Source organism: Flavobacterium gyeonganense (genome assembly GCF_029625295.1).
Classification (GTDB): Bacteria; Bacteroidota; Bacteroidia; order Flavobacteriales; family Flavobacteriaceae; genus Flavobacterium; species Flavobacterium gyeonganense.
Genome location: NZ_CP121112.1, coordinates 397,608 through 422,384, shown reverse-complemented (window position 1 = coordinate 422,384; position 24,777 = coordinate 397,608). Strand labels below are relative to the sequence as shown.

The window sequence follows — 24,777 nt, the reverse complement described above, 5'->3', positions numbered from 1 at the left end:
ACGCTGTGATTTCCTGGCAGTGTCTATGGCTTCTTGTGCAATCCCGCTAGTTTTTTTGGCAGAATAAAATCAAATGTGAATATAATGATTGTGCCATCATTTCCTGTTTAAATCTGTTATTAGTAGTGGATTGTTTTCCTTCAATTTATTTAAAAGTCCTTCCGCTGTTCCGGGGTTCTCTAAAAGTAATTCATATTCTGAATTCGTTATGCCGACGATCTGTAAAAATGAAACTTCTCCGTGAGGCGTTTGTTTTTTAGATATTTCCGGATCTTCAACAAAAACCAAAGCTGTAATTTCAGTGTCGGTCTCCAGTCGGATTGGACCATTGGCGGGCATGAAATGAAATTCTTCAAACCATTTCCCGCTGCTAAAAACGTACTTGGCAATATTCTGCAAAAGCGCAATTGCCCACGAAGGGTTTCCGTTGTCTTTTTCGTAAGGCTTTAATCGAAAAGTAAGTTCAAATCCCCATTTGCTGAATTCGCCTCCTGCTTTTTCTTCATCATAATACAATTCCGAAAATCCATAAGTGACAAAGTGGAAATGGTAAGTTTGTTTTTTACTTTCGTAAACGCTGACGCCATCAAGCGGATTGTCACCTCCAAGCATATAACTTATTGCCGGGGCATAATGTTTAGGTTCCTGTCCGGGATAAAGATGTTCAAACTCTCTGTCTATTTCGAGCCATCCGACAGCATCATCTTCTGTAAATTGCTTTTTGTATTCTTCTAATGTCATATTTAGCTGTTTTAGTTAAAAAGCGGAATCAAATGTTCCCAGTTTAGTTGTTTAGCGTAATCCAGTGCTGTTTTGCCGTTGTTGGTTTTTGTAGTAACATCAGCTCCGGAGTTTATTAAAACTTGCACAGAAGTACTATTTCCTGCTATTGTTTCCCGATGTAAAAATGTATATCCGAAATCATCTTTTTTATTGATTTCCTCCGGATTTGTTTTCAGGAAATCAATCAGGCTCTCTTTCATGTTTATACTCATCGGATGTTCAATTAAATTTTCAGGTTTTTCTTTTTGCTCAGAAACGACCTCAATATCATTGAAATCCCCAAAGTCCATTCCCCATGCGTCATCATGCTCCTGTCTTTCTGATTCAGTCATTTCAGAGCGCATGGCATGTATCGTAAATCCGCCGTATGTTTTGCCCTGGCTTGCGAATAACCAGTCGCTGATTTGATTGAAGGGGATTTCTACTTCATCGCCGTTGCTCACATTCGTTAATTCATTAGGATCATTTACTAAAATGCCATAGATTTTTTCGCCATCAAAGTTGATGTCATTGATCCACATGTGTTCTACAATGGTTTCATCATCAGTTTTCTGTGTAAAAGCCAGCTTTACGCAGGCAACATCCAGTCCTGGAATGATGCGGCGGTATTCCCAGGATAACTCTCTCCAGAAATATTTAAAGTTTTCCTGAGCTTTTTTGAAGGCGTCAATCATTTTCGGGCTTTCGCCGTCTGCAAAAAATATAGGGGTGTTTTCCATTTTAATAATTTTATAATTATATAAATTTATTTTTATTACAGCAAAAAAGCAATTTTCAAGTCATTTAATTAGAGAAGAAGTTTAAATTTTGACAATGTTTTAGTAAAGGTTGACTTAAATTCAGGTTTGCTCGTTTTTCTTACTCAATTTACTACTAACACTTTTTAGTTTTTAGTATACTAATAAAAAGTCTAGAGTGGATTAGTTAAAATTTTCGATTTCGATTTTTAACTTTTCCAGCCAGGATTTCCAAATTCTGGATGACAAAAATAGTAGTTGGATTAGTACAATAATACCAAATAGCAGGATCCATTTTTTTCTCCTCTAAAATTGATTTCAAACCCAAAAAAGAGTAACAGACTAGCAGTGTATATTATTGTAATGCTCAAAGAAATTTTTGAAATAGTCTTTACTTTTTTATAATAAGTGTAAATTGATTCCTTTAAGTTTTCCCCCTGAATTGGTTTTTGAATTACCTGTAAACTCAATAAACCGTTGATAATATATGCAATGGCACTAAAAATAAGAAGAATATTAGCGTAAAGAGGTTTTTTATCACCGTCTAATCCACTGTAATATGTTAGCAAGAAAATGCTAATAGCCAAAGTTTCAATTATAAGTTTTGTTTTTATTTTTTTCAAGACAGGATGATTTTTTATTGAAGTCATTTTTTCTAATTCCATATCATTTTTTGGTAAATAGTTCATTTTACTCCAGTTTGTTTTTAAGTTCTCTAAGTCCATATTATTTTATTTTTAATTTGTTTTTGATTCTGTTCAGTTTGACTCCTACATTATTTTCGGATATCCCAATTATAGTCGCAATTTCTTCATAATTGTAATCTTCGAGATAAAGTGTGATAATAGATTTTTCAATACTATTTAATTTACTAAGAAGTTCAAAAATGCGTTCTTCGTTTTCCGAATATGAATTTTCTAGTGTAGGATGGAACTTTTCGGGAATATTTTTATAGTTAGAAATAGAGATTTTATTTTTTCTAAATGTAACTATTGAGGTATTAAAAGCAACCCGGTATATCCAGGTGCTTATTTTTGATTCTCCTTTAAATTTAGGATATGATTTCCATAATTGATAAACTATTTCCTGAAATAAATCTTCACGGTCTTCATGGCTGTTTCTATATAGCCTGCAAATTTTGTGAATTATATTTTGATATTCATTAATGGATTTTATAAAGTCTTCTTTCATCAATCAAAGTTTAAAGTTATTTGATTATTCTAATAATTTATTAGTTGTCATGTAGATAAAAAAAATTACACTATTTAAAAAAAATCTATAAACAATGTACTTTTAAGTTTCTAACTTCGGCTTTGCCGATTCTGGCGTCAAACCGAACAAAAATTTAGCGAATAACCCAATCCGGCTTTTCTGCTGTGAATGCCCATAAAAAAATCCGGTCTGCAATTGCAAATCGGATTTTGTATATTGGTTGTTTAATTCTTTCAGTACTTGACCTGATGAAAGCATTTTAGAATCATATGGTATAGATACAGCTTTTTATTTTCCGAGTTGTTTAATAAATTCCGGATACCATTCTTCTATTGTTTTGTTTGGGTTTTTAGAACTAACATCAAAAAGAGAGTCTGCGAACTCTTGCATTTTTATAAACCCTCTTTCTGTCATTAAATCGATAATATTTTTAGTTGTCTTTGCGGTTGTATTTTTATCAAAATGGTCTTTGCAATATAATAAAAACACACCATATGTCATGTATTCATCAAAAACTCGTTCAGCATTTGGATAATATTCTGTACCATACTGTTTTGTATTAACCCATTCTTCTCTATTTCCAAGAACTTGATTTATGATATCAATATTGTCTTTCGTTGGTTTTCCTACATAATTGTGGTCAATTTCGGTAAACATTGTTCTTGTATTAAATACAACTTTTTCAGAGTCTGTCATATTTGGTAATTCTTCAAGCGGTGGCAAGACCATCATAATTTGTTTAAAATTATTATCAGTATAACTTGTCGTATAATTCAATCCATTAATCAGAGGTGAACACATTATCGTATAATTATTGACTATTGTAGAAAATTGCTTTTCTAACCAGCTCCATTGTTCTTTAAGATCTGCGAATTCGTTGTAATCTGAAATGATTTTGTTATAATATTCATTATGCTTTTTATAGAACTTTCGAAATCCTGTTTTTTTTGCAAAATTCTCAATCTCTTTTTTGTAAGTTGTAATTGGATTTACTGTGATTGTAGTGTGAGAAGAAACATTCTGAGCTGGAAAAAGATAATATTTATTGGCTACTAATTTGTTTCCTTTGAAATCGTAACTCAAAGCATTACCTGAAAGAAAAATGTAATTTAGCGGATTCGCTTTCATTAAAGAATCAAACTTTGTAATAATCTGTTCATCTTTGAAAGGCTTGAAATCTTGAATAATATCTTTATAATAAGTTCCGGTTTGTGCAACCATATCATCATTTTCTAAACCAACTTCAGTTATTGCTATCATTATATGTATTAATTCCTTGACTTCATTGATTTTAATTTCAGCTTTTCCTTGATTTTCTTTTTTAAATTTTTCGTCGAAGTTTACTTCCTTAAATTTTTCCTGTGCATATATACTCATTGAAGCTAAATTCAATAATACAGCTAATAAGAAATTTTTTCTCATATAATTTTCATTTTTTTGATTACGTGTTCATTTTTAGAATTGTTGCCACATTGTATTTATGTCTGAAAATATCCCATTTATGTACTTCAAATTGGACTATAATATCTATAAAGTATCAGATTTTGTTGCCACCAAATATATAATAATTCTTATGAATCCTCAAAACGATTCTTGATTAGACAAGCTTTTCTGCGGGGCATGCCCATAAAAAATCCGATCTGCAATTGCAAACCGGATTTTGTAGATTGTTTTTGGACAGTGTTTTATTTCGGCCAGTTAGCATATAATAATTCCTGTCGTTGTCTGTTGATTTATTGTGAATAGTGTTTTATAAAATTGGTTGTAATGTTGCAGCATCTGTCTAAGAAAATATTGTAGAGTTACTATGTCTGCAATGGTTTGATTATATCCGAAATTTTTCATTAATTATTCTTGTTATTTCGTTTCCTAATTTTCTTGCCTTTTCGGCATATAAATTATCCATTTGAAACTTCAGAAGAATAATTTCGTTGTTTAAATCCTGAAGAAAATGCGTAACGACAATAAAGTCTGTTCCTATTGTCCCAACACGTTTTATCTTTATTGTTTCTGTTCTCATTTTGATTTCCATACTTCTGCTTAAAGGAAGTGTTGTCTTCTTAAGATTATAACGAAATGAGAAAGTATTATCTTTGATTTTTATTCCATCAGTAAATTGCCGAATTAAAGTCAGGATAGATAAAGCTACCAATAAAAGTCCAATTACAATTCCTAAAATTTTTGCAGTGGTGTCTGAAGTTTTAATAAAAGGTAAAATAATTAGTAAAAGTCCGCCACATAAAAAGAATAGAATACCCCAGGTTGATTTGTCAGCTAAACGTAATTTATGTTTTATTTCGACTTTTTTGTCATCAGCAATTATATTTAAATTGGCGTGGGTTGCAATTTCTAAAATCTCACTATTGACCATTGTTTGTTTTATTTTCTTTTGATTATTTATTAGAATAATATTTTGGTAATCAGTGGTTTTTAAACTAAATAAAGCCAATTCTTCGAATTTGCCACCTGAGCTTTTAACAGATAAAGCAAATCATCAAATACAAAAATATCTTTCCAGTAAGTCAATTATCGCAAATCTGTTGTAGCTGTTGGCAGAAGGACTTTTATTTCTTGGGATATTTAAATGGACAATTTTTATTCATTTCTGAATTCGAGCCAGTCATTATCCAAATATCATAATCTTTAAGAATATAAGTTGGAGCTTTTTCAATTTCACAAATATCCAATATTTTAATTACATCTTCATATTTTGTTTTTTTACTCAATTTTATGCGAATTCCATTTTTAGAATCATTACTTCTAATAATGTTTCTAACATTAGTTTGAATCTGGCTAAAGTTGATTTTATTTTTGTCTGTATTTTGATTTAATTCGAATGATTTAAAATTTCTGAAGCTTAAAAGTTTTTCAAGTGAGCAACCACAAATATCTTCATAGAAATTTTCAGGTGGCAAACTTAAATTAAAGGAATATTCTTTTTCGAAGTTTTTGTTCCTAAGCATAATTAAAATGCAAAGAAGTATCAACAGAAGAGTAAAAGTTGAAATTATTGAGATGACAAATATTTCCTTTTTTGTAGTCATGTTTTTTTAGTCTTTCTGCTAACTTATATATATGTCTGACAACATGAGACTTATTTACCTCAAATTGGGTAGCTATATCTGAAAAGTATAAGTTTAATGTTTTCAAATATATGATAATTTCTTATAAATCCTCAAAAAGAGTCCTTGATTAAGATTGATTCAATTATGAAACCGGATGCCGCATGAGGGATAGCAGCGGTATCCTTTTGTGAAGAGAAACGGAACAAAAGATTTAGCGAATAGCGCGACCCGCTTTTTCTGCGGGACATGCCCATAAAAAAATCCGATCTGCAATTACAAACCGGATTAATTGATGTACTGGAAATAGTTTAGAATTCTACGTCGTCCGCTATATTGCCGCCTTGTTCTGCGGCGAATTTTGCGGCGTATTCTTTTTGTTTTTCCTGCTGGTAATTTGAAAACGCCATTATCTCTTCTGAGTTCCAGTTTTGATTCTGTTCGGTCATCCACTGCATGGCAACCGACTGGAAATCGGCCAGATTGATTCCGTAGTTATCCAGGATCCATTGTGCTCCGTCGATTCCGTATTCGTAAGCTGCCTGTCTCGCTCCGGCAAGTTCCTCGTAGAAATAACGGTCGGTTTTGATTCTTTCAAGATTTGCAACTCCTTCTTCTGAAACCTCGGCTTTGATATTTTCTAATTGCGGAATCGTAACGTTTTCTGCATAATACTGACCGAATAAAGTGGTAACTGTAAACGAAGTATCTTCGCCCATACGCTGTGGCCAAATGGTATTTAATTCTTCCCAGATTACAGATTCAATACCCATTGCTCTGCACACTTCGTTGTAATCTACACCTGCACTAATTTTCAGGCACATGGCTGTATAATCTCTCAATGAAATCCCGTGCACAGGCTCAAGAAACGGATTGTTGTCCTCTACTTTTACAAACCCTGAAGTCTGAACGCCGCTGTATTTTAATGAATTAGCATGCTCAAATCGGATCATTTGATCAGAATCGCAGTTATTCCATTCTTGGTAAACTTGTCGTCTGTAATTGGTATAAATGCTTTTGATGTCGCTTTCCTGTAAATTTTCCCCACTTTCACGTTCATCCTGAATCCAGGCTTCTGCTCTTCTTTCTACTTCATTGTCAAAATCTTCAATAGCGTAATGTGTTCCGTGCAAAGTTTCAGGGTCGTATTCTGTTTCCTGATACTCGTTTTCATAATTATTCTCATAATTATCATTTGAAGTTTGTGCATCAATCTGATTTTCTTGTTTGTTGTCTCCGGTTAGGGAACCAAAAAGTTTTTTAAACATTTTTCTGTTTTTAAGGTTATTAATTTATTTGTAGTGTAATTGATTCTGATACATTTTTTCGTTGTGCTCTTTTAAATCGGGTGTGATTTTGTTCCACTCGTCATACATAGCTCTTAAATACACCTGATGTAATTTTGGTGCATTCTCTATTGCATTTTGTCTTTCGTTTTCCAACTGATCCATTTTGGTATTGATTTCACTCAGGACTTTACTGTCTCTTTCATGGATTTTACTCAGGCTTAATTCATGCCGCTGATGATACAGTTCGCGCTCTTTGTTGTTTTCAGTTTGAAAAGCTTCGTATAAATGAACTGTTCTTTGTTCTGCAAGGCCTCGCGCAATATTTTGCAGCATTCGGGCCTGCGTGCTCGGTGCAAAAGTATTTTGAGACCTGCAGTACGGACATGCAATATAGGTTTCAATTAAAAAAATCTTATCAATAGTGATATTTCCTCCACATTGTTTGCAGCTGAATTTATCTTTAATAGCTTCAAATTCATTGAGAATTTTTTGGTACTCGATTTCCAGGTCACGTTCCTGGGTTTTTTCGATTTGGTCCCTCCAATAGTCAAATTTTCTTTCAAATTCATTATGTCGGTCTGAGCAGACCGTTCTGAAATCATAAAGCAAATAATGATGCTGGTTTAAAACAGAAACCTGAGTGTTGAGGTCGTAATAAAGAGTGTTTATTTTTTGTTCGTAAGTATCTCTCGCTTTTTCCCTGATGTTGTTTAACTGACCATTAACTCCCGATAAAACTCTGTGAAAAGTTCGTTTATAAAGGTCGTCATCGTCCTGTAAGAGCTGCTTTAATTCGGGAATTGCGGCTGTTGCCAGTTCTTCCATTTTGGCTTCCAGTTTTTCCAGAAAAGTAAACCATCTTTCTTTTGATTCCTGAAGTTCTGCATTCCATTCAGGAATTGCAGTTTTTTCATTATTTTGTTTATTGAATAATCCGAACACTTTATTGTTTTTTAAATTGAATTATCTTCCTTTTTGATGTAAAATCCGTCTGTAAGCTTTACCTGTATGAATTCATATCCGCAATAGGCGCAATTTGTTACACCATCTTGTTTTGCTCTTCCGGAACCGCAGTTTGGGCAGTCTCTCAGGCTCATTTGAGCATCCGTAATTTCAGTCTCGCCTCCATAATTAGATTGTTTTTGCGCCTTTTCTTTCAGCTTATCGAGAAACGAAGTCATTTTTTTTTCTTCCATTACAATTGGTTTAATAATTCTGATTTCTTGGCTTTGAACTCATCTTCTTCGATTAAACCGGCATCAAACAATGATTTCAGTTTTTGAAGTTTAGAAGTCAGGTCGTCTTTGGGTTCTTCTTTTGGCGTTTCTTTGTTTTGCTGGATTTGGTTTAAAAGAATTCCCATACTTAAGGCATTTTGGGTGGCATCGTGCATTGCGGTTCCTTTTTCTCCAATTGCCGTTGCGGTATTGAATTTGGTGAATTTATCCATATCGGTTACCATATTCATATTGGTGATTTTGTCGTAGTGGGCGGTAACTTCTTCCGGTAAGGTTACGCTGGTGATGACAAATTGCGTTAATTCGATTCCGAATTGCAGAAAATAGGGTTTGAGATACGGTTCAATCTTTTGGCCCAATTGGGTAATGTTTCCCGCAACATCTGTAATGGTAATGTTTTCATTCGCCAGAACCTCTCCAAACTTTGGGGCTACAAAATCCCTTAATTGGTTTTGGAGTTCAAAAATGGTCAGCTGTTCGAAAGTACCGGCGTATTGACGGAAGAATTTGGCAACATCAATTATCCTTATATCAAAACTTCCAAAAGCCCTTACCCTGATTTGTCCAAATTGTGGGTCATGGAGCAGGATAGGAGCGGGAGTTCCCCATTTGTTGTTGATAAACTGATGTGTATTGAAAAAGTAAACATCCACTTTAAACGGACTTTCAAATCCGTATTTCCATCCTTTGAGGGTACTCAGGATAGGAATGTTTTCTGTTGATAAGGTGTGAAGCCCTGGCGAAAATACATCAGTAAGCTGTCCTTCATTCAACAGCATCACCTGTTGGCTTTCGCGTACGGTTAATTTTGCCCCGTTTTTTATTTCTTTGTCTTCATCATGGAATTTCCACATTAACAAATTTGGGTTGCTTGTGGTGGCTTCAATTATTTCTATAAAGGGTAATTTCATACGGTATTTTTTACTGGACTAAAAATAGGAATTTTAATACAGTGTAGAAATTTTTTTCTATGAAATTTTTACTATTTTTTTGTTAATGATGGGAGTTGTTTGGAAGAAATATTGTTCGGAGAAGATTCGATTGGTTTTTCATGCCGGATTAATTTGATTTAACATAATCAGGTTAATAGTAACTAACGTAATATGAATGTTCAAATAGTTACAGTTTTTACCGGTTGTTAAGTTTTTCTATTTCTTGTCTGTTTTCTTCAATTACTATTTCTAAAATTTTTTGGACTTTTTCTTTCTGATTTGGTAAAAGCTTTTCTAACCATAAAAGACCTGGTTCTGGAGGTAAACCTCCGTAAGGTTCAGCATTCTTGGCTAATATTCTTTTGTCAATAAATTGTTTAACTGTAAACCAATCGATATCATCTCCAATTGAATAAACTATTGCTAATAAAGGACGTTTTAATAATGTTTCGGTTAAATTTGGTCTGAATTGGCAAAGAACAGAAATAAAAGTCCATTCAAGTTCTGCAATAGCAAATGAATTTGATTGCATCTTATCAGAAAAATTAAAGTAAGCATTTAAAATGGCTTCATCTGTTAGATAGTCTTTGTCTTCAAAAAGATTTTCAAATACTTTTTCAAGATAATTGAATCGTTTATCTGAAATTATTTGATCAAAACGAAGTCTGTTTTTTTTCAATAAATTTTCAGATTTACTTTTATAATTAAGTATATTTTTAAAATTTTTCAAAAATATTTTTTGGTTAATTATCCAATAGAACTGATTTGTAATTCGTGATTGCAAAGATTTTTTTTTGTTATAATATTTAGTATTGTTCTCAATCTGGTGTTCGTTTGCAACGAGTATCTGTTTACTTATGGAAATTAAATAAAGCGTTTACAACGCGGCTTTTCAGATAAATTTATAAATAAGGGTTTATAAGAAACTGTTGTTTTATTAGCCGCGTTACAAACGCTACAATTTATCTTTAAATTTATGTAGGTACTCGTTGCAAACGAGCACCAGAGGATGGCAGGCTGTCTACATAATGTCAGCTCGTTTAAGTCGTTCTGTTCTGATTCGTCTAAATGAGTCTGAAAGCCAATTCATCAAGGAGGCAATGTGTCTCATATCAGCGTATAACTCGTCTTGCGGTACAGTTTGACCGTATCTAAATGCAGTTCCTTTTGGGTCTGAATAGTGAAAAGCTTGTATTATATTTTCAAACCATTCAGGAGGAACGACATTAAATTCATTTTTCAAAACCGTTTTAAGCTTTTCCGCTAAGTCCCGCAAGTCATGATTAATTTCTTCACCGATTATCGCTTTGATATACAGCTCTGTCGCATGACGATAATTATAAATTGCCGGTTGGAATAGTTCTCGTTCATAATTTTTATGAGACATTTCAACAAGTTTGTCACCTGCTAATTTAAACGAGTCTGCCGTTGTGAATATATCTCCTAATTGAAACTCACCACCGAAAACCACGCCTCTGCATGTTTCGTCAATGTCTTCTGGCATCACTATGAACAAAGGTGTAATACCCGTTAAAAAATTGTCAATCGTTTCATACTCGAAATGACTATTAGAATTAAGACCATATTTAATGTTTTCCATGTCGGGCTTATCCTCCCAATACATTAGAACATAAGCGAAAACCCGAATATCACTTATCAGAAAATGTCGAATCTTTCCTTTACCAGGATTTGCTTCAGAACTTAAATAGTCTGAGAAAGTATAAGCCCAAGTTTTTATCGTTTCTTTATCCACATTTAATAAATGTGCTGTTTCAGAAACACCATATTTCATTGAGTAGTTAATCATCGGAGAAATTTCTGCTTGCTACTAACGTTCCGTAGCTTCGATGCCAGCGAACGGATTATTTTCTGCTAAAGATAAACGTTTTTCATGAACACATAAAAATAAAAACCAGCAATCGCGCCAAACCACTGTTGTGCAGTTTTATTTAAAGAGATAAAAAAAACTTTTCTAAAAGTGTTTCCTTTCTTTCAATAGTATTTACATTAGCTTCTAGTCTAGTTTGTTATTTACTAGGCTTATCTTTCTTCTTCTTCTTCTTCTTCTTTGCTAGCCTATTATGTTTTCCTCTCCTTTAAAATTTCAAAAAAAGTATTTTTATTTGGTATGTAATAATCCAGTAAATATTCGTTAAGCTGACGAACCAGATGATTTTCAGTTCTATACAGATCAATTTTTGATACTATTTCGTTTAACCCTTTCGCCCAGGCAATGTATTTATTCCTGATATAGGTTTCAGAATCTTTGATTTCATTTGAAACAAAATGAAAAGATGCTGTTTGGTTTTGTAATGTTTTTCTAAAAAATGCATTCATTAAATCGGTAAAGGATTCTGTTCTAACTGATAAATTTTCTCCATCACTTTCATCCCAATATTCACTCATTATCCAAACTGGAGGATTCTCTTCTCCGGTAAAAATTAAAGAAATATAATCACTTCTTCTTTCTGATATTACTAAAAACTCCTTTTTGGGTTTTAAAGAATTATTTTCAAATACTTCCTCTGCAAATTCATTTATATAATCTAAGTCTTCAAATGCCATATCTTCAGCATCCATGAATTCAAACAAAAATTTTTTACCAATATTCCGAAGATATTCCTCATATACAATCGGAAAATTTCCTTTTGTAGACTTAAGGCTATCGATTTCTTCTTCAGAACAACCAACAACTCTTTCATCTTTATCAATGTCAAGAATCGTCAGATAAGATTTTAGCGTCTCAAAATATTCTTTATATATGTTTTTTGTCAATTTTTTTAATTTTTCGGGGTTTGTTTCAGATTTTATGGTTCTCAAATATATGATAATTTCCTATAAATCTTAAAAAAGGATTCTTGCTTGGAACAACTTCTTAATATTAAGGAATAATTCAATCATGAAACCGGATGCCCGCATGAGGGATAGCAGCGGTATCTCCCGGTTTAGAAAAACAAGGCTTTTTAGCCGTAGTTTTTGTTAATCGGGAATTTAGCGAATAGCCCGACCTGCTTTTTCTGCGGGGCATGCCTATAAAAAAATCCGGTCTGTCTGTACAAACCGGATTTCTTAAATTGAAAATTATATGTAACCGTAAAACGGTATTTTACAAGTGAATTACTTCGCCGTAAGCATCTGCAACCGCTTCCATAACTGCCTCGCTCATGGTTGGGTGAGGGTGGATCGATTTCAGGATTTCGTGACCTGTAGTTTCCAGTTTACGGGCTACGACAGCTTCCGCAATCATGTCTGTAACTCCTGCACCAATCATGTGGCATCCTAACCATTCTCCGTATTTAGCATCAAAGATTACTTTTACGAATCCGTCAGCATTTCCGGCAGCTTTTGCTTTTCCTGAAGCTGAGAATGGGAATTTACCAATTTTTAATTCGTATCCTTTTTCTTTAGCCTGTTTTTCTGTTAAACCAACAGAAGCGATTTCAGGAGTTGCATACGTACAACCCGGAACGTTTCCGTAATCGATTGGATCTACGTGTAAACCTTTGATCTTTTCTACACAGTTGATTCCTTCAGCAGAAGCTACGTGAGCCAAAGCCTGACCCGGAGTAACGTCTCCAATGGCGTAATAACCAGGAATGTTGGTTGCATTGAAAGCGTTTACTAAGATTTTATCACGGTCTACAGCAATACCCACTTCTTCTAAACCGATATTTTCGATGTTGGTTTTGATTCCAACTGCAGAAAGTACGATGTCTGCTTCAAGGATTTCTTCTCCTTTAGCTGTTTTTACTGTTGCTTTAACACCTGCTCCTGAAGTATCTAATTTCTCTACAGAAGAGTTGGTCATTACTTTGATACCTGCTTTTTTCAAAGATTTTTCAAATTGTTTTGAGATATCTTCGTCTTCCACCGGTACTACATTTGGCATAAATTCTACAATAGTAACATCTGTTCCCATTGAGTTGTAAAAGTGAGCGAACTCAACTCCAATTGCACCTGAACCTACAATGATCATAGATTTTGGCTGTGTTGGCAAAGTCATTGCCTGACGGTAACCAATTACTTTTACACCATCCTGAGGCAGGTTTGGTAATTCGCGTGAACGTGCTCCTGTAGCAATAATGATATGGTCTGCACTATATTCTGTAACTTTATTGTCTTTATCTGTAACGTCAAGTTTTTTTCCAGGTTTCAGTTTTCCGAAACCTTCAATAACATCGATTTTGTTTTTTTCATCAGGAAAGTAACTCCTTTGCTCATTCCTTCTGCAACTCCACGGCTGCGTTGGATAACTGCAGGGAAATCTTTATCGAATTCAGAAACGGTTAATCCGTAATCAGAAGCATGTTTTAAATAATCAAAAACCTGAGCCGATTTTAGTAATGCTTTTGTTGGGATACATCCCCAGTTTAAGCATACACCACCTAAGTTTTCTTTTTCAACTACGGCTACTTTAAAGCCTAATTGTGATGCTCTGATGGCTGTTACATATCCGCCGGGACCACTTCCTAAAACAATAACGTCGTATTTCATTTTATTTTTGCTTTTTAGTTTTATTATTGAAATTAAGGGTCGTTTTTCCGAAACCCAATTTCAATAATTCACGATTATTTGTGCCTGCGAATTTAAGGATTTATTTTAAAAAACACTTGTAAAATTGTTTTTACGATTGGAAATTTTAATCTTTTCACAGAAAATGAGGGAATTGTTAATTGTAAATTGTGAATTATGAATTGTAAATTAAAATTTTGAATATAAATCTGAAAAATAAAGGCGTTTCAAAAAAAACAAAGTCCAGGAACTTTTACAGCTCTTAGACTTTGGTAATCGTGATATATTAATAATTCACCATTAAATTTTTACATGTCCCCAGTTTTCGCCGCTGGCAATTCTTCTGATCTGCATTTCACTAACCCCAAATTGTTTGGCAATCATTTTAAGGCGTGTTTTTTGCTCGGGACGGGCTAATATTTTTTTGATCAGCATTACTTTGGTAGTAGTCAGTTTTCTGCCGTCTGATTTTATATTGTGTTCAATGAGGTTCTTTTTAGCCTGAATAACGTGTGGGCTTTTACGGCTGTGCGCTATCATTTCTTCTCTCGTAGCCCAGCGCAGGTTGTTCACATGATCGTTGTTTCGTACATAATCCAGATGAAGGACATAGGTTTGTTCTTCAGATTGTTTTGGAAGAAAATAGTGGGCAACTAATTTGTAGAGAAAAAGGTATTTATTGACAATTTTATCATCCTGTCTGATTTTGAAACGAAAAGTAGGATATCCGTCGCTCAGTCCGCCTTTTAAAAGACGTCCGTTTTGTATCTCATCTGTAAAGCTAACTAATCTTCCTTTGTTTGAAATGGCATATCTAAATTGTAAAGACTCATTAATATCTATTTCTTTGAATTCTTCATTTGGATAAAATCTAATCTGTGGCATATTCTTTTGCATTTAATTCTATTATTCCAAAGATACAATTTCAAAGAAAAAAAAGCTATTTGCCTGAATATGAAGTGTAAAATTTATGATTCTTATAACGCTTTTTTAACTTTTACAAAGAATATGGTGCTGTATTTGTCAGTTAAATACAGGAATTAACATAATTAAATGCTTTTTTAGATATATTCCAGTATCTATTTTAGGAATTATATGCCTGATTTTATTGGTCGAGCCAGTTTTTAAAATTATTTATTTCTTTTTTACTAATTATAATAGGATCGTTTTCTATAGCGGGGACAGTAAGAATCAATTCGATTTTCTGATTGGAATGTTTTACAACTTCCTTGATAATTTTTCTGCTTACGATATATTTCCGGTTTACTTTAAAGAATAAAAAAGGATCAAGAGCGTGAATTATATCTGTAAGTGTATTATCGTATAAGTAACTATTTCCCGATTTAGTATAAATAAACAGATGCTTTCCGGAGGCGGCAAAATAAGTGATTTCTGTTTCATTTATCGAAATCAGCTTATAGCCGTAATTCACCAGAAAATGACGTTGTATCTTAGATGTTTCAGGACTTTCTATTGCTACAAGCGACTGCAGGGTTGCATCGGTATTGAAGCTGTCTTTGATTTTTTGGAACTTGATTAAGGCTTCTAAAAGTTCCTGCTCTTCGAAAGGCTTTAAAAGATAATCAATCGTAAAATGCTTAAAAACTGAAATAGCATATGAATCATATGCGGTAATAAAAATAACCGGACAGGAAACCGTGGCTTTCTCGAAAATTTCAAGGCTTTTTCCGTCACCTAGATGAATGTCCATAAAAGCCAAGTCGACATTGTTTTCGTTAAAAAATGCAACAGCTTCTTTTACAGATTTTAAAACGGTAGCCTGAGTTATTGGTAAAACATCCTGCTGCCCTAAAATGGATTGTAAATAACTTGAAGCAAGATGTTCATCTTCAACAATGGCAATTTTCATTCTTTTGAAAGTAAAGTTACTGAAGCTGCAATCCTGAGAAGCTGCTTTTAAATTTTTGCAAATATATTTAGTTAAGGTTTATAATTATTTAAAGTCGAAATATTTTTATTTATTTTAAATTAACAAAAAAGGCCCAGTTTAAAACTGGACCCTTTTGCAAAAACAATAATAGGTAATTATAGATTTGGATTGTTTAATCTCGCGTTTGCCGGGTAAGGAATGGTATAGCGCGGATCGTTTTGTATTAATGTATAATTTTCTCCATTGAAAGTGTGAACGATTTGTTTTTGGGAAGTTCTCCTTAAATCAAACCAGCGTTGTCCTTCAACAGCAAACTCACGGTGTCTTTCTTCTAAAATGAAGTTTGTTAAATCTACAGTATTCATAGCATTAACATTGCTTTCAAGCTGTGCATATGCTGTTGCTGTATATCTGTTTTTGATGAAACTTAAAACAGTTGTTTTAGCATCAGAAATTTTATTCAGTTTTACTGAAGTTTCTGCTTTTGTAAGATATAATTCAGAAGTTCTGAAAGAGCATCTTTGGTCATCGTTGCCCCCTTTTTGAATTCTGTAACGGCTTCCGCTTGCTAAAAAATAAAGAGGAAAACGTAAATCAGTTGTTTTATTGTACGATGCTATTAAATCCGCTGATGCATATACAGTACCTTTTAGATTATTGATTAATCCATCCTCAAGAGCTAAGACAGACTCAACAGAAGTGTATTTTGTAGCCAAAGCAGGAGTGGCTTTTAAGTCAATTAATGCATTATTGATTGCTAAAGCTTTTTCTGCAGCGTCAAACGATTTTTGCCATTGTTGCTGATATAAGTAAATGCGGCTTTCAAAAGCGTATAAAGCTGCTTTCGAAAAACGATAATTTTTACCAGTTGGCTGCGTATTTAAATTGATCATTTCTTCAGCTTTGTTGGTATCTGAAATAATTTGATTGTAAATTACTTCAACACTTTGAGGAACGAAAGCCTGCTCTAAATCAATCTCTAGTGCTAATGGTACCCCCTTATCTGTAGCAGCTGTTGCTGCATTGTAATGTTTTCCGAAAAGGTTAACCAAATCAAAGTAAGCCATTGCTCTTAAAGCATAAGCTTCTCCAATTAGTTGGTTTCTTTCTTCTGACACTTCCAATTTTTTAGAAGCTTCATTGATAATAACATTTGTATAAAAAATTACCGTGTAAAGATCCTGATAATGAAAAGTGGTCGTGATACGATCAGGATTAGCATCTTTCCAGATATAAATATCGCGGTAATAAATTATATCGTCACTAAATTCATTTAAAGCCAATTCATCTGTACGAACTGCTGTTAAAGATTTGTGTTGAGGGTAAGTGTGGTATCCTTTGGTTAAAACTGCACGATATTGATCTAACGTTTCCGGAATAACACGCCCTACCGGTTGGATATCCAGATAATCATCGCAGCTTGTTACAGCCATAGCAGCAACAAAAAGTAGTATATATTTTGAGATTTTTTTCATCTTTAATTGTTATTAGAAAGTTACATTACATCCTAAAGTAAATGACTTAGGAACTGGTTGAGCATAGATGTTTCCGAAAGTTTCCGGGTCAAAATAACCTTTATAGTCAGAACTAATTACGAATAAGTTTCTTGCCTCAACATTAAATCTGATGCTTTGAATATTAAGATAATCTGTAATTGTTTTAGGGAAAGTATATCCCAAACGCATACTGCTCAATCTCATATAACTCATTTCACTTGTCCATGTATCTAAATAATTGTAAGTAGTTATTTGATTTTGTCCTGAATACCACAAATAGGCCATGTAAGAATCACCGGTTCCAGAATCTTTACTTGTAATTCCAGGTAAATTAGATGATGTATTGGTTGGAGACCATGCGTCTAAAATATCCCTGCTGTAATTTTGACCTCTGTCTACGAGTGTTCCGTTGTATGGAGGTGTTTTTGTAACAGTCTGTTTAATATTGAAAGATGCTGCTATGGTTAAGTCAAAATTGCTTACTTTAAATGTGTTAGTAATACCACCTGTAAATTTTGGATCTCTGTCTCCTAAATAAGTAAACAAATTTCTAAATTCACTGGCAGTTAAACTTGATTGTGTAAGTTCTCCAGGGAAAAAGTCAGCAAAAGGATCGAATAATCCAAAAAAGGTCTGTGTATTTACTGTTTCTCCGTTTTTATTTACGAACAAAGGATATCCGTTCTCGTCAATACCGTTTGTTTTAAATCCGAATACTGCATTTACTGGAAGACCTTCTCTGCTTGGCATGTAATCAGTATCACGAACTTCTATACGGTCAACATTACTTTTGTTGTGAGAAAAGTTAATGCTTGTATTCCATTTAAAGTTGGGACGATCAATGTTTTTAGTAGACAAAGTAATCTCGTAACCTTTATTACTTACTTGTGCCCAGTTTAAGTTGCTATATTCAAAACCATTTTCTAAAGGAAGTGCTCTTAATCCTATTAAGTCAGAACTTTTTCTTCCGTATAAATCAGTTACAATGCTGATACGATTATTGAAAAGGCCTATGTCAGCACCAAGGTTAACGTTTTCAGTTTTTTCCCAGCGTAATTTGTCATTAGGCGGACTGTCAATCACAATTACAGGCTCTGTTTGTCCAGGTAGAATTACTGCACTATTATTTCTACCCATTACATAAGGAGAAGTGCCCTTGTCAATGTTACCTTGTAAACCATAAGAAGCACGAAGTCTAAGGTTTGAAAGGGTTAAGTTTTCTTTTAAGAAATCTTCTTCAGATACTGTCCATGAAGCAGATGTTGACCAAAGTGGTAAATATTTATATTTTGGATCTACACCAAATAAATCAGAACCATCATATCTAACACTTCCAAATATACTGTACTTTCTGTTATAAGTATAAGCTGCTGTTGCAAAAAATGAAGCAAATGCATTCTCATTTTCATTTTTTACATAGGTTTTATAAATTTCATACGTAGAAAAATCTGTATTAGGGAATACAATTTGCTGAGTAGTCAAATTATTTTTATCAAAACCAAAACCTTTAGTTCCTACAAATGTTGTGTAACTTCTTCTTAATTCATTACCAACCATTGCTTCAATTTCATGTTTCTCTGCTAAAGTTTTCTTGTAGTTAACCATTGTTTTCAGGTTATATTGGAAGAAGTCTGTGTTGGAATTTTGAATAATACCACCTTCAGGAAGGAAATATTTGTAGGTTCCGTTATTAAAGTAACGAGATCCTTCCTTTTGTTTTCTGGTGTAATACGTGTCTTTATCAGCAAATTTTTCGCTTGAAGAATTGTCTAATTGTAAACCTAACTGTGAAGTAACTTTTAGAGCGTCTGTTATTTTATATTCTGCATCAAATAAAGCTTTTACAGCTCTTGACTTTAAATCATAAGACGTGTTTTGTCTTTCTTCCAGAATGTTAAAAGGAACATAACGGTCAGAGTATCCCGCAATATCCTGATCATATTTATAACTGCCATCAGCATTATATGGAGTTAAATATGGGTTTACGTTTCTTGAGTAATTGGCAGGGTTTGTAAACAAATCTGTATCTGTTAAATAAGATGATGTTTTGCTTTCTGAACCAAAAATTCCAACACCAATTTTAAATTTGTCTGTTAACTCAAAGTTGTTTTTTAAGGTTAAGTTGTAACGCTTGAAACCGGTTCCAACTGTAGTTCCTTTTTCATCATAGTATCCTACAGAAAAATAGTAGTCTGATTTTTCCCCACCTCCGGATAAACTTAAACCATGCTGTGTATTCACCGCGGTTTGATATAATAGGTTACCCCAGTTTGTATTGTTATTTCTTAAATCATTGATAGATTGCTGAGTTGCCGGGCTCAAAGAAGAGAATCCTCCAGATCTGAAGGCTGCTAATTCGTTAGATCCGTTTAAGATGCGGGTAATATCTCCACCGGTATCCCTGTATGTTAAATCCGCACGGCTTGCCATGTCAAGTTCCAAATCAACTTTTTCAGAAGAATTCATCAAATTCAATTTAGAGAAATCAGGTCTTTGTGTGATGAAAGTGTTTGTGTTGAAACTTACGACCATTTTACCTGCCCTACCTTTTTTAGTAGTTACCACAATTACGCCATTTGCAGCACGGGCTCCGTAAATAGCTGTTGCGGCTGCATCTTTTAAAATGGTAATATCTTTAATGTCATCCGGGTTTAAACCAGAAATAGAGTAGTTGCTTAATACGTCGATATTATCCTTATCAAAGTTTTTAGGAACTTCATTTCCTTCTAAAGGCAAACCATCAAGTACCCATAAAGGATCTTGTGTACCATTAAGAGAAGCTGTACCCCTGATTCTGATTCTTGCAGGTGCTCCAGGTGCTCCGGATGGTGTACTTACAGCAACACCGGCAATTTGTCCTACTAATAACTGGTCGATACTGGAAACCCCTGTCTGCTGGATCGCAGCCATATCTATCTTAGAAACCGCAGCAGTAAGTTTTCTTTTCTCGATTTTTTGGTAACCTGTAACCACAACTTCCTGAAGTTTTGCAGTTTCAGACTTTAAATTAATAGTGTAATCTCTCTGTGCAGAAAGGTCTAAAGTATAAGAAACATATCCCATAAAAGTTACTCTCAGGGAAGTTACATTTTTGGCTATTTTTAATTGAAATTTACCATCAAAATCGGTAGTAGTTCCTATAGTTGAACTCTCAATAATTCCAGCCATTGAAGTTTTATTGGAAATCGAATTGTTTTCGACAAAAATAGAAGCTCCCGGAATAGGGGATTTGTCGCTTTCGTCCAGTATTATTCCCGTAATTGTTCGGGTTTCCTGCGAGTATCCTGCGATGGCCAGGAACAGCAGTAAGGCATGTAAAATTTTTTTCATGTTTTTGGAATTGGGTTTGTATTAAAAGGTTGTATTATTTAGGGCTTTTTCGATTCGTTGTATCAAATCGCGGTAATGGTTTTGGGTCGACTGATCTCCTATGCTTCTTTTTGTTCTTAACAATTGAAGTACTTTGCCCAATTCTCCTTTTTTATCAGAAGTTACTTCCGTAACTCTTTTTAAAAAAGACTGATTGATGTTTCTTGCCATATGTTCATCATCAAGAGAACATAAATGAGGCATTTGTAATGTTTCTCGTAAGTCGATTATGTTTTTAGGGTCTGTTTTTTCAAATAATTTATTGGTCGAAATAATTAAAACATCCACATAATTCTTTTGCGTCATACGCTCCAGAATGGTAAGCGATTTGTTTTGAATAGTTCCTAAAAATACACTCTGATGCATTTTTTTAAACAACTCATTTACGGTAAAAACCTTTTCATTGGTTTTATTTCGCTGGTATAATTCGTTTTCTGTCATTCGAAGTAAACGCTCATCACCTAATAATTTATACATGATATCGTATTGTAATTCTCTTGAAAGGGTATAAGGAGTGTACTCATAAGGTCCAAGAGGAGTGTCTTTCAGCGGATTTGTCTTGTCTAAAATGGTATTGAAAAACAACCACTGCGGAATCGTAAGTACATTTTTAACTAAATAATCAGCAGCTTTTTTTTGCATGGCTGCAGGAACCGGAACATAACTTTGTTTGTTATCGCCGTGAACAGTTGGGTTTAAGTAAATACCGCCAATATTGTTCATTACATGACGGTTGTACATTTGCCATTGTCCGATAGCTCCAATATACAGTTTACCTGTTTCGTAGTAAGGCTGGTCTTTATCGTATGTCCAGCTTAAGATATTATCGACAACACGTTTTAAGTTTTTCAAACCGTATTCGCTTGCTTTTACAGCATCATTTCCTAAATCTTCAGACTGTGAACGCGGGTCAATTACCTCGCCCTGCTGTTCACCATAAAAATAAACAGGATCGTTTTGGTGTTTGGCAATCAGAGTGTTTAGTTTAACAGTTTCGTTTTCATTAGGTGGGTACCATCTGTATCCCCATTCAATTGCGTACTTATCGTATTCTCCAATTTTAGGAGTGATAACCGTAACACTATCTTCCGGCTGTGCTACATAATTGTATCTGGCATAATCCATTATAGAAGGAGCAGTGCCGCCCATTTTTGCCGTAAATTCTTTAGACCGTAAAGATTCAACATCATAAGCAAACGAAGATCCCATATTGTGTTTTAAACCAAATGTGTGTCCTACTTCGTGAGACGATGCAAAACGTACTGCTTCTCCCATATGCTCATTACTAAAAGTATTTGCTCTGGCTTTCGGATCAATCGGGCCGGTCTGGATACGCATCCAGCTTTGAAGGGAAGTCATCACATTGTGCCACCATATAATGTCTGCTTCAATAATTTCACCGCTTCTCGGGTCAACAACAGATGGTCCCATAGCATTGGATTTTGGAGATGCTGCATAAGTAATTACAGAATAACGAACATCATCAACATCAAAATCTAAATCATTTTCAGTAGGCTCTTTTGCAATAATAGCATTTTTAAAACCGGCTTTTTCAAAGGCCGTTTGCCAATCGTGAACACCGTCAATAATATATTTTCTCCATTGCTTTGGGGTTGATGGATCAATATAATACACGATTGGCTTTTTAGGCGCTACTAATTCTCCTTTCAAATATCGTTCTTCATCTTCTTTTTTGGGTTCTAAACGCCAGCGGGTAATCAATTCTTTTTCAAGCATCGCCTGCTGTGCATCGGCAAAATACCAATGCTTTTCAGTGAAATATCCAATACGGGTGTCAGAAAAACGAGATTTCATTGGGGTTTTGTCCAATAAAATAATATTACTTGTTACGCCAAGCGTTACTGATGCTGGAATTCCATCTTCCAGAAGAGAAGTCGTTAACTGCGACTTTACAATAATGTTTTTTGGAAATGATTTTGTACTTTCTATATAAGATAAATCAGATTTTACAGAACTGCTTAATCCAACATTGCTTATTAGGTCATTGAAACTCTTCTGTTTACCGTCAAAAATTTTATTTACTTTAATAACAACCGAAGTCGAGTCGTTATTTTTACTTTCAATATCAAAAACCTCAATGATAGACTCCGCAAAATTATCTTTTACAGAAGCTGTTATGGCATCATCCTTAGGAGAAGAAACTTTTGGAAGATAAGACTTCACCCAAACTTTGTTTGCAATTGTATCTTTATAAAAACTGATTACTTTGTTCTCATAATTCATCCCTTTGTTTAAGCCATATTCGTTTATCTGAAAAGGAACCTGTGATACTTTGTTTACAACTAAAAACTCTCTTTTAAATAAACTGTCATGAATTTCAAAATAAACATCAGTTTTAACTTGTATAATATTGAAGAGACCCTTTTTTACAGTTCCTTTTTTTATAAGGTCATTGTATTTTTTTCCTTTTTTGGCGTCAGTAGAATCTTTTTTTACTAGTTCAGTCTCTGCGTCTTTTTTCTTTTTCTTTTGCGAAAGAACCGTAACAGGAATGAATAATAGTAAAATTAATAAGCAGAATAATTTTACATGATGTAGGAATGCCTTTTCCCTCATTGTTGTTAATTTTAGGTTAATTTTAACGCGAAACTATTAGTTTCATGTTCAAATAAAAAAGGAAAGGGAGTGAGTGGCTTATTTTTAGGAGTGAATGGATATTAATGGCAGAATGCATACAAAATTGCCGTCTTTTTCTGAAGTTTCAAAATTGGTTCTGGAATAAAAAGTATAAATACTCGACAGGTATTTTAAGCCAAAATTGGCACCAGGTTCGCTGTGTGTCTTTTTTTGGAGATTGTTACTAATAATGACCTGATCTTTCTGGATTATAATTTGAGTTGTTAAAGGATTTTCCTGTGTTGCCATATTGTGCTTGATCGCATTTTCGACAACAACCTGAAATGCCAGATACGGAATAAATTTTTCCAGTGCAGTTTCGTCTTCAATTTTGATAGAAAAAAATAATTCTTCCTTAAAACGGGTTTGCTGTAAAAAGATATATTTTTCAATAAATAATAATTCGTCCTTCAACGGAACTATATTCTTTTTTGGAGGATCGATCAGATAACGATAAATACGGGATAAGTTCAATGTAAATTTCTGTGCTGTTTTCACATCGGTTCCCACCAGCATATAAAGAGAATTGAGCGAATTAAACAAAAAGTGCGGATTAATTTGCTCCTTTAATTGCTGAAGCTGGATCAGAGCTTTTTCTTTTATAATTTTTTCGTTCTCAACCAGAAGTCGGTTTTTTTCTTTAATAGCGATTCCCTTTTCTCTGTAAGCACGTCTGTTGGCATAAGAGAATAAATAGAAAATCAACAATAACATTACAGTTGTTATAGAATAAATCCAGGTTGAATATTTTTTTATCAGCGTCACATTTTCGTCAATAACATTTTTTGGAAAACTAACACATATAAACCAGTGAGAACCTTTGACATCAAGCCTTTTTGTAAACCGAATCACATCCACTTTCAAGAATTCAGACATCGTAACTCTTTTTACAAAATCCTGCTTTTTAGTAAAAATGGTGTCAATTGATCTGGTAGAAGAAATCTCATAAATATTTTTTCCTATAAAGTTAGATTCCGGATGATAAATACATCTTCCTGATTTATCAAAAATGAAAGCATAATTTGTTGCCGACCTGGACTTATCTACTTTAGAAAAATAATCGTGAAGTTTTTTTAGGCTGATGTCGTAACCAAAACGGACAGTTGTATGATTTTTAGAAATTAGTTTAAAGTAAATCCGCCAGATCCATTCCTTTCCAAAAGGAACAATTTTACTTATATAGTTTGCATTTTTATGTTGAAGAACAAAATTTTCAGTATCATTAATTTCTGCCTGAGTAGCAGTAGAATCAGTTCCAAACTGAATTCTTTCATCATTAATCTGAAACCAGTTATTTACGATCAAAGAATTGGTTGTCTGTACCGATGACAAAACCTTTAAATTAGAAGACAAATTTTCCGGATTGCTAATTTTTAAAACGTGTCTTATTATGTTTTCCTGTTCGAGCAGGTTTGAAAACTCTTGGGACATGAATTCCTGTTTCTTGATAAAATTACGTTGTGCCCCTTCCTCATTTGCTTTTTCGGTAAGATCTGTAATTAAATTACTTAATATGTAAACAGAAGAAACCGTAATGAGAATAGAGACAATCACATAAATTACGAATGCACGGCGTGACGTTATTTTTTTTAATTTAAATTTCAAGTGAACAATATAAA

General features: G+C 33.8%; 20 protein-coding genes and 1 pseudogene. All 21 read right to left on the bottom strand.

The features are described from left to right. Nucleotides 1–96: 96 nt before the first annotated feature. On the bottom strand, nt 97–741 hold the full coding sequence (locus tag P5P89_RS01595) for a suppressor of fused domain protein (protein ID WP_278010443.1): 645 nt from the start codon (nt 739–741) through the stop codon (nt 97–99). A gap of 11 nt (nt 742–752) precedes the next feature. Next, on the bottom strand, nt 753–1,502 hold the full coding sequence (locus P5P89_RS01590; RefSeq protein WP_278010442.1) for a DUF2314 domain-containing protein: 750 nt from the start codon (nt 1,500–1,502) through the stop codon (nt 753–755). Between the two features lie 281 nt (nt 1,503–1,783). Further along, nucleotides 1,784–2,185: a hypothetical protein gene (locus P5P89_RS01585; protein ID WP_278010441.1), complete on the bottom strand. Its 402-nt coding sequence runs from the start codon at nt 2,183–2,185 to the stop codon at nt 1,784–1,786. A gap of 61 nt (nt 2,186–2,246) precedes the next feature. Beyond that, nucleotides 2,247–2,711, bottom strand: a complete 465-nt coding sequence (locus P5P89_RS01580) for an RNA polymerase sigma factor (protein ID WP_025572586.1) — start codon at nt 2,709–2,711, stop codon at nt 2,247–2,249. Between the two features lie 309 nt (nt 2,712–3,020). Next, nucleotides 3,021–4,154, bottom strand: a complete 1,134-nt coding sequence (locus tag P5P89_RS01575; RefSeq protein ID WP_278010440.1) for a DUF4932 domain-containing protein — start codon at nt 4,152–4,154, stop codon at nt 3,021–3,023. Nucleotides 4,155–4,557: 403 nt separating this feature from the next. After that, nucleotides 4,558–5,103, bottom strand: a complete 546-nt coding sequence (locus P5P89_RS01570) for a hypothetical protein (RefSeq protein ID WP_278010439.1) — start codon at nt 5,101–5,103, stop codon at nt 4,558–4,560. Nucleotides 5,104–5,296: 193 nt separating this feature from the next. Continuing rightward, nucleotides 5,297–5,776 (bottom strand): hypothetical protein, encoded by a 480-nt coding sequence (locus P5P89_RS01565; protein WP_278010438.1) that lies wholly within the window; start codon nt 5,774–5,776, stop codon nt 5,297–5,299. A 329-nt stretch (nt 5,777–6,105) separates the two neighbouring features. Continuing rightward, nucleotides 6,106–7,062: a DUF6620 family protein gene (locus P5P89_RS01560; RefSeq protein ID WP_278010437.1), complete on the bottom strand. Its 957-nt coding sequence runs from the start codon at nt 7,060–7,062 to the stop codon at nt 6,106–6,108. 24 nt (nt 7,063–7,086) lie between these two features. Beyond that, on the bottom strand, nt 7,087–8,025 hold the full coding sequence (locus P5P89_RS01555; RefSeq protein WP_278010436.1) for a hypothetical protein: 939 nt from the start codon (nt 8,023–8,025) through the stop codon (nt 7,087–7,089). Nucleotides 8,026–8,036: 11 nt separating this feature from the next. After that, nucleotides 8,037–8,279, bottom strand: a complete 243-nt coding sequence (locus P5P89_RS01550; protein ID WP_278010435.1) for a hypothetical protein — start codon at nt 8,277–8,279, stop codon at nt 8,037–8,039. Then, a complete protein-coding gene (locus P5P89_RS01545) occupies nt 8,279–9,232 on the bottom strand; it encodes an SPFH domain-containing protein (protein WP_278010434.1) in 954 nt (317 codons plus the stop codon). Before P5P89_RS01545 ends, P5P89_RS01550 begins: the two co-directional genes overlap by 1 nt. A 217-nt stretch (nt 9,233–9,449) precedes the next feature. Next, nucleotides 9,450–9,983 carry a hypothetical protein gene (locus P5P89_RS01540; RefSeq protein ID WP_278010433.1) on the bottom strand — a complete coding sequence of 178 codons (534 nt, stop codon included), beginning with the start codon at nt 9,981–9,983 and terminating at the stop codon, nt 9,450–9,452. Nucleotides 9,984–10,274: 291 nt separating this feature from the next. Next, nucleotides 10,275–11,060 carry a hypothetical protein gene (locus tag P5P89_RS01535; RefSeq protein ID WP_278010432.1) on the bottom strand — a complete coding sequence of 262 codons (786 nt, stop codon included), beginning with the start codon at nt 11,058–11,060 and terminating at the stop codon, nt 10,275–10,277. Nucleotides 11,061–11,332: 272 nt separating this feature from the next. Then, nucleotides 11,333–12,028, bottom strand: a complete 696-nt coding sequence (locus P5P89_RS01530) for a hypothetical protein (protein WP_223682471.1) — start codon at nt 12,026–12,028, stop codon at nt 11,333–11,335. Nucleotides 12,029–12,359: 331 nt separating this feature from the next. After that, a pseudogene (gene lpdA, locus P5P89_RS01525) lies at nt 12,360–13,747 on the bottom strand (dihydrolipoyl dehydrogenase). A 318-nt stretch (nt 13,748–14,065) separates the two neighbouring features. After that, nucleotides 14,066–14,650, bottom strand: a complete 585-nt coding sequence (locus P5P89_RS01520) for an NUMOD4 domain-containing protein (RefSeq protein ID WP_278010431.1) — start codon at nt 14,648–14,650, stop codon at nt 14,066–14,068. 220 nt (nt 14,651–14,870) lie between these two features. Then, nucleotides 14,871–15,635, bottom strand: a complete 765-nt coding sequence (locus P5P89_RS01515; RefSeq protein ID WP_278010430.1) for a LytR/AlgR family response regulator transcription factor — start codon at nt 15,633–15,635, stop codon at nt 14,871–14,873. A 176-nt stretch (nt 15,636–15,811) separates the two neighbouring features. Beyond that, nucleotides 15,812–17,131: a RagB/SusD family nutrient uptake outer membrane protein gene (locus P5P89_RS01510; protein ID WP_278010429.1), complete on the bottom strand. Its 1,320-nt coding sequence runs from the start codon at nt 17,129–17,131 to the stop codon at nt 15,812–15,814. Nucleotides 17,132–17,143: 12 nt separating this feature from the next. Next, nucleotides 17,144–20,482: a SusC/RagA family TonB-linked outer membrane protein gene (locus P5P89_RS01505; RefSeq protein ID WP_278010428.1), complete on the bottom strand. Its 3,339-nt coding sequence runs from the start codon at nt 20,480–20,482 to the stop codon at nt 17,144–17,146. 21 nt (nt 20,483–20,503) lie between these two features. Then, entirely contained in the window at nt 20,504–23,098 is a 2,595-nt protein-coding gene (locus P5P89_RS01500) for a zinc-dependent metalloprotease (RefSeq protein WP_278010427.1), read from the bottom strand. Between the two features lie 84 nt (nt 23,099–23,182). Then, a complete protein-coding gene (locus P5P89_RS01495) occupies nt 23,183–24,763 on the bottom strand; it encodes a histidine kinase (protein ID WP_278010426.1) in 1,581 nt (526 codons plus the stop codon). Nucleotides 24,764–24,777: the final 14 nt, after the last annotated feature.

Coding starts and splice junctions, on each gene's coding strand:
- P5P89_RS01595 (WP_278010443.1), bottom strand. CDS start 741: ATGACATTAGAAGAATACAAAAAGCAATTTACAGAAGATGATGCTGTC.
- P5P89_RS01590 (WP_278010442.1), bottom strand. CDS start 1,502: ATGGAAAACACCCCTATATTTTTTGCAGACGGCGAAAGCCCGAAAATG.
- P5P89_RS01585 (WP_278010441.1), bottom strand. CDS start 2,185: ATGGAATTAGAAAAAATGACTTCAATAAAAAATCATCCTGTCTTGAAA.
- P5P89_RS01580 (WP_025572586.1), bottom strand. CDS start 2,711: ATGAAAGAAGACTTTATAAAATCCATTAATGAATATCAAAATATAATT.
- P5P89_RS01575 (WP_278010440.1), bottom strand. CDS start 4,154: ATGAGAAAAAATTTCTTATTAGCTGTATTATTGAATTTAGCTTCAATG.
- P5P89_RS01570 (WP_278010439.1), bottom strand. CDS start 5,103: ATGGTCAATAGTGAGATTTTAGAAATTGCAACCCACGCCAATTTAAAT.
- P5P89_RS01565 (WP_278010438.1), bottom strand. CDS start 5,776: ATGACTACAAAAAAGGAAATATTTGTCATCTCAATAATTTCAACTTTT.
- P5P89_RS01560 (WP_278010437.1), bottom strand. CDS start 7,062: ATGTTTAAAAAACTTTTTGGTTCCCTAACCGGAGACAACAAACAAGAA.
- P5P89_RS01550 (WP_278010435.1), bottom strand. CDS start 8,279: ATGGAAGAAAAAAAAATGACTTCGTTTCTCGATAAGCTGAAAGAAAAG.
- P5P89_RS01545 (WP_278010434.1), bottom strand. CDS start 9,232: ATGAAATTACCCTTTATAGAAATAATTGAAGCCACCACAAGCAACCCA.
- P5P89_RS01535 (WP_278010432.1), bottom strand. CDS start 11,060: ATGATTAACTACTCAATGAAATATGGTGTTTCTGAAACAGCACATTTA.
- P5P89_RS01520 (WP_278010431.1), bottom strand. CDS start 14,650: ATGCCACAGATTAGATTTTATCCAAATGAAGAATTCAAAGAAATAGAT.
- P5P89_RS01515 (WP_278010430.1), bottom strand. CDS start 15,635: ATGAAAATTGCCATTGTTGAAGATGAACATCTTGCTTCAAGTTATTTA.
- P5P89_RS01510 (WP_278010429.1), bottom strand. CDS start 17,131: ATGAAAAAAATCTCAAAATATATACTACTTTTTGTTGCTGCTATGGCT.
- P5P89_RS01505 (WP_278010428.1), bottom strand. CDS start 20,482: ATGAAAAAAATTTTACATGCCTTACTGCTGTTCCTGGCCATCGCAGGA.
- P5P89_RS01500 (WP_278010427.1), bottom strand. CDS start 23,098: ATGAGGGAAAAGGCATTCCTACATCATGTAAAATTATTCTGCTTATTA.